Origin of the sequence: Mycobacterium sp., assembly GCF_044342925.1 — a bacterium.
Taxonomy (GTDB): Bacteria; Actinomycetota; Actinomycetes; order Mycobacteriales; family Mycobacteriaceae; genus Mycobacterium.
Genome location: NZ_JBIIOV010000188.1, coordinates 1 through 5,768, shown reverse-complemented (window position 1 = coordinate 5,768; position 5,768 = coordinate 1). Strand labels below are relative to the sequence as shown.

The following is a 5,768-nucleotide window of genomic DNA, read 5'->3' as shown; positions in this document are numbered from 1 at the left end:
GGGGAGGAGGCGAGGGTCGTCGTGTATCAGCCCCGGGGGGTCGGGCTGATGCACGCTCGACCTAAGCCGAGTGACGACCACTATACACACGCCCCTGGGGGCGTGCGCAAGCACTGAAATCAAACCGAAAGGTACTTATTTTCCTGTGAATTTGCACCTTCGGTCACCTGTCTTGAACTGTCATATTCGCCTTCAATCGAGCCGTTGAGCGCCCGCATATCCTGGGGTGGTGAGCGCACTTGAGGCGTCCGGCGGTGAAGCGGTTCCGCCGGGCGCACCCCACAGTGCCGCCTTCTTCGACCTCGACAAGACGGTGATCGCCAAATCGAGCACACTCGCCTTCAGTAAGTCCTTTTTCGACCAAGGACTGCTGAACCGGCGGTCGGTCCTCAAATCCAGCTACGCGCAGTTCCTCTTGTTGATGTCGGGTGCCGATCATGACCAGATGGACCGGATGCGCTCCTACGTGACGAGCATGTGCGCCGGGTGGGACGTCGAGCAGGTTAAGGCGGTAGTCACCGAGACACTCCATGACATCGTCGATCCGCTGGTCTTCGCCGAGGCGGCTGAGCTCATCGCCGACCACCGGTTGTGTGGTCGCGACGTGGTAGTGGTGTCGGCTTCCGGCGGCGAGAACAAGGCCGCAGCGGTGCGCGAACTTGCCGGCGTGGAGGGGTACGCGGTCGACGGCGCCGGAATGCGTTCGCGCAGCGGTACCGGCCGGGTGAAGGTCAACACCGGCGAGTCCCGCTGGGCGGCTTCCTTGCGCAGCGCCCGGTCCGGGTTCACCACGGTGGGATGGCCGACCTCGGCCAGCATCGGCAGGTCGGCGATCGAATCGGAGTACGCGTAGCAGTGTCGACCGCGGCGGTGGCGACCACCGCGGCGGTGGTGATGAGCGCGCTGGCCGCCGGTGCGATGGCCTATTCGGTGACCTCAGCAGCGTTGCGCCGCTTCGGTTTTTGACAATCCGCAACCATTTCTCGCGTTTCTCTTGCTGTGACGGCCATCACGTAGTAGAAAGGAGGCACGGAAGCTCGGCAAGGCCAAGGCAGCACCGGAAGAGAAGGTTCTACCTCCCGAGTCGAGCATCCCAGCACGGTTCCCGAGCACCCACGCGGAGCACGCCGCGATGTTGGCAGAAGTGTTGCGGGCCTGCGTATCTGGGCAGAGCGGGTGAAGTCCGTGGCTCCTTTGGAGGGGTCGGCCTTCGCAGCGTGGCCCGGAGCGCCGAGGCCACCCACGCAACCCACCTAGCACGCTTGGTAACTCGGAACCGTGTTAGCGGGCGGCGCGCCGAACTCGGTTCGGAACGCCGCCCGCTTCATGTTCCGCACCGGTAGCCCGGCTCAGGTCTTTGCCGCCTCCGCGATCGAGATAGCCTCCCGCGCACCGTCTTCCAAGCCCTGACAGCACAGCAGGACCCAGGCGCCGACGGCCTCGGGCTGCCCGCTGGAAAAGCCGGCCGCCGCGGCCCGATACTCGTCCGCGCGGCGCATCCAGTACACCTCGGGAACCCCGAGACCATGCGGGTCCAAACCGGTCACCATCGTGATCAGCCGGGAGACGGCCCGGGCCACGACACCGTCGGCGGCACCGAACGGGCTCAGGGTCAGCAGCTCACCATGGGCCACTGCGGACAGGACGGCGGCGGGAACCGAACTCCCACCGGTGACCAGCCGGGTGACGAGATCGAGCCGAGCCGCGACTTCCGGCACCGGCCGCGGTCGGCCCAGGTCTGCCTCGTCCACCATGTCGGCCGCCGCCAGCGCATGCAGTCGGGCGAGCGCCTGCAGGGGGGCGCGCTGCCACACACCGACCAGATTGGTGGTGCCGCCCTCCAGTGCCTGGCCTACCCGCAGCGCTCCGGCGAGGATCGGGTCTTCCGATCCCGCGGCCTCCTCCCCCAGCTGCACCCCGCCGCCGTCGAGAGCTGAGGAGCACCGGGCGCCTCGCACCGCGGACTCTGCCGCGGTCACCGGCCAATTGCGTAGATTGGTGCGGTGCCGATGGGCTTTCCCGAGGGCGGCCCGGGCCGCCTCCGCGGCATCCGACACCCCCGGCAGGCCAAGCAGGGGTGCCAGCAGGTCGGGCTGTCCGGGGCTCACGACGGCCCACGCTAGTACCGCCGGTCCGGCGGGCGCCCGCGGGACCGCTGGCCGGACGTTGACGCGCCGTTCGCCGCGCCGCAACTGCCGTCCGGCGCTGGCGTCGCAAAGTACCGCGGGGTCGTCGATAAATGGTGACTACGCTCACATGTATGACCGAGGCGCACACGGATGTTCCTACCCACTACCCTCCGTCGGAGGAGTTCTCGAGGACGGCCAACGCAACGGCCGATCTGTACAAACGGGCTGAGGCCGACCGGCTCGGGTTCTGGGCCGAGCAGGCCAACCGGCTGCACTGGGAGACGCCCTTCACCGAGGTCCTGGACTGGTCCGGTGCCCCGGTCGCGAAGTGGTTCGTGGGCGGCAAACTCAACGTCGCCTACAACTGTGTGGACCGGCACGTCGAGGCCGGAAACGGCGACCGGGTGGCCATCTACTGGGAGGGCGAGCCACTCGGGGACGCCAGAGCGATCACCTACGCGCAACTCAAGGACGAGGTCTGCAAGTCCGCGAACGCGCTGACCGATCTGGGCCTGGTCGCCGGGGACCGGGTGGCCATCTATATGCCGATGGTGCCCGAGGCGATCGTGGCGATGCTGGCCTGCGCGCGGCTGGGAATCATGCATTCGGTGGTCTTCGGCGGGTTCTCCGCCTCGGCGTTGCGCGCCCGCGTGGAGGACGCCGAAGCCAAGCTTGTGATCACCACCGACGGTCAGTACCGCCGGGGCAGTGCGGTGTCGCTCAAAGCCGCCGTCGACGAGGCAGTGGCCGGCCAGCCATCGGTGCGCAACGTTCTCGTCGTCCGGCGCACCGGCATCGACGTGGATTGGACCGATGGCCGTGACCTCTGGTGGCACGAGGTCGTCGACAGCGCCTCTACCGAGCACACTCCCGAGGCCTTCGACTCCGAGCAGCCGCTGTTCCTGCTCTACACCTCCGGCACCACCGGCAAGCCCAAGGGCATCATGCACACCTCCGGCGGCTACCTGACGCAGGCGTCCTACACCCACAATTACGTCTTCGACATCAAGCCGGAAAGCGATATCTATTGGTGCACAGCCGATATCGGCTGGGTGACCGGCCACACCTACATCGTCTACGGTCCGCTTTCCAACGGCGCGACCCAGGTCGTCTACGAAGGCACCCCGGCCTCGCCGGACGAGCACCGGCATTTCCAGGTCATCGAGAAGTACGGCGTGACGATTTATTACACCGCGCCGACCCTGATCCGGACGTTCATGAAGTGGGGCCGTGACCTCGTTTTCGAGCACGACCTGTCCAGCCTGCGGTTGCTCGGCTCAGTGGGCGAGCCCATCAATCCCGAGGCGTGGCGCTGGTACCGGCTGGTGTTCGGCGGCGACCGGACGCCGATCGTGGACACCTGGTGGCAGACCGAGACCGGTGCCGCGATGATCTCGCCGCTGCCGGGTGTGACCACCTGCAAGCCCGGCTCGGCGATGTGTCCGCTGCCCGGTATCTCGGCCAAGATCGTCGACGATCACGGCCAGGAACTTCCGCTGGCCACCGAACACGGCGAACCCGTGACCGGGTACCTGGTGCTGGACAAGCCGTGGCCGTCGATGCTGCGCGGCATCTGGGGTGATCACGAGCGGTTCGTGGAGACCTACTGGTCGCGGTTCGCCGACCAGGGGTGGTACTTCGCCGGTGATGGTGCCCGCTACGGCACCGACGGCGAGGTCTGGGTGCTTGGGCGCATCGACGACGTGATGAACATCTCCGGCCACCGCATCTCGACCGCGGAGGTCGAGTCGGCGCTGGTGGGCCATGCCGGGGTGGCGGAGGCCGCCGTGGTCGGCGCGTCCGACGAGCACACCGGCCAGGCGATCTGTGCGTTCGTCATCCTCAAGGAGAGCCACGCCGACATGACGACGGCGGACATGGTCAATGAGTTGCGCGCGGAAGTGGCCCGGGAGATCTCACCGATCGCCAAGCCGCGGGAGATTCACGTCGTACCGGAACTACCCAAGACCCGGAGCGGCAAGATCATGCGGCGTCTGCTGCGCGACGTCGCCGAAGGACGCGAATTGGGCGACACCTCAACACTTCTCGACCCGACGGTGTTCCTCGCCATCCGGGCCAGCAAGGCGAACTAGGCCGGTCCGGGCATCGGTCCGGCGACGGGGACGAAGCCGGCGCCGGGCCGGTCCTTGGCCGCCACGTCGGCGAGGATGGCGTTGATCGACATCGTGATCGCCGGGGTGTGCAGCGGAATGTATTTGATGACGCAGGTGGGCAGTCCGTCGGTGAAGGCCCCGTGGATCATGCCCACGAGTTTGTTGTTCACCGTGACCGGCGCCCCGGAATCGCCGGGCCGGCCGCACACCTGGTTGACGATGGTGCCCGGATCCTGGCCGGGGCCCCAGGTCACTCCGCACGAGTAGCCGGTGGTGCGGCCCAGTTTGCAGGCCACCTGGCCGAACGCCGGGTCCGGCCCGATCCCGTCGATGACGAACCCTTTCCAGTTCGACACCGGGGTCACCTTGTCCGGGTCGAAGCGGATGACGGCGTAGTCCAGGCCGTCGTTGCCGGCCACCATGGTGCCGATCACGCCGCGGTCGTCCGCGCCCTCGGCGGCGACTTCGGCGCCGGGTCCGCCGCAGTGCGCGGAGGTAAAGCCGACCAGCGCGCCGCTGCGGTCCTTGCCGATCGAGGTCAGGGTGCAAAAGGTGTCGCCGTCGATCACGATGCCGGCGCCACCGCCCATGGCGACGGGCTCCGATGCGGCGGCAGGCGGTGCCGTCAGTGCCAGAAAAGCACAGCTCAGAGCCACCGCTGTGCCCGTCCGCCGGGCAGCGGTCGTGCTGATCACGGCACCTCCATCGAAGAAACCCATTTGTCCGCCGAGTCTATCTGAGTCACATTTGTAACTTCTGCAACAAAGGCGCGGGTACCCCGGCGGCGTGTCCGACGTGGCAACATAAACCGCGACCACATCGACGCTGGAGGAAAACCGTGAGCAATCGGGATCGCAAGAACGGGGTGCCCACCACGGTGACCTCGATCCCGCTGGTGGATCCACACGCAGTATCCGCCAACGCCTCCATCGGAGAGCTCGTCCGGGACGCCACCACCCAAATGTCCACGCTGGTGCGCGCGGAGGTGGAGCTGGCCAAGGCAGAGATCACCCGGGATGTGAAGAAGGGCCTCACCGGCAGTGTGTTCTTCATCCTCGCCCTGGTGGTGCTGCTCTACTCCACGTTCTTCATGTTCTTCTTCCTCGCGGAGCTGCTGGACACCTGGTTGTGGCGCTGGGCCGCTTTCCTGATCGTCTTCGTGCTGATGCTCGTCGTGACCGCGGTGCTGGCGCTACTGGGCTTCTTGAAGGTCCGCCGAATCCGCGGTCCGCAACAGGCCATCGAATCGGTCAAGGAGACCACCGCCGCACTGACTCCCGGGCTGTCGAAGTTCAAGGGGTCCACCCCCGTCGCCTCGGCTCCCGCGGTGACCGCACCCGCTCCGGCGCCGGTAGCTGCCAGGCCGGCAGCTGCGAGTCCCCGGACTCCGGCGCGGACCGAGCGGACCGTTCAAGCGCCCATCGCGCCGGCGGCAGTTGCCTACGAAGAAGCGGTGAGCTACGAAGAGCCCGTCAGCTACGAAGAAGCCATCGTCTACGACGAGCCCGTCGTCTACGACGAGCCC

At 67.1% G+C, this 5,768-nt stretch carries 3 protein-coding genes and 2 pseudogenes; 3 read left to right on the top strand and 2 right to left on the bottom strand.

Annotated elements, in window-relative coordinates; translation table 11 throughout:
• Positions 1–229 precede the first annotated feature (229 nt).
• Positions 230–966, top strand: a pseudogene (locus ADBZ6I_RS15435) (haloacid dehalogenase-like hydrolase).
• A gap of 383 nt (positions 967–1,349) precedes the next feature.
• Here the strand turns inward: ADBZ6I_RS15435 and ADBZ6I_RS15430 are convergent.
• Entirely contained in the window at positions 1,350–2,108 is a 759-nt protein-coding gene (locus tag ADBZ6I_RS15430; RefSeq protein ID WP_526385358.1) for a Fic family protein, read from the bottom strand.
• 152 nt (positions 2,109–2,260) lie between these two features.
• On the opposite strand from ADBZ6I_RS15430, the gene acs reads away from it, so the two are divergent.
• Positions 2,261–4,222: an acetate--CoA ligase gene (acs, locus tag ADBZ6I_RS15425; protein ID WP_526385356.1), complete on the top strand. Its 1,962-nt coding sequence runs from the start codon at positions 2,261–2,263 to the stop codon at positions 4,220–4,222.
• On the opposite strand, the gene ADBZ6I_RS15420 is transcribed toward acs, so the two are convergent.
• On the bottom strand, positions 4,219–4,962 hold the full coding sequence (locus ADBZ6I_RS15420; RefSeq protein ID WP_526385354.1) for a S1 family peptidase: 744 nt from the start codon (positions 4,960–4,962) through the stop codon (positions 4,219–4,221). The genes acs and ADBZ6I_RS15420 overlap by 4 nt on opposite strands.
• A 119-nt stretch (positions 4,963–5,081) precedes the next feature.
• Between ADBZ6I_RS15420 and ADBZ6I_RS15415 the strand changes: the two are divergent.
• Positions 5,082–5,597: pseudogene (locus ADBZ6I_RS15415) on the top strand (phage holin family protein); the annotation flags it as partial.
• Positions 5,598–5,768 lie beyond the last annotated feature (171 nt).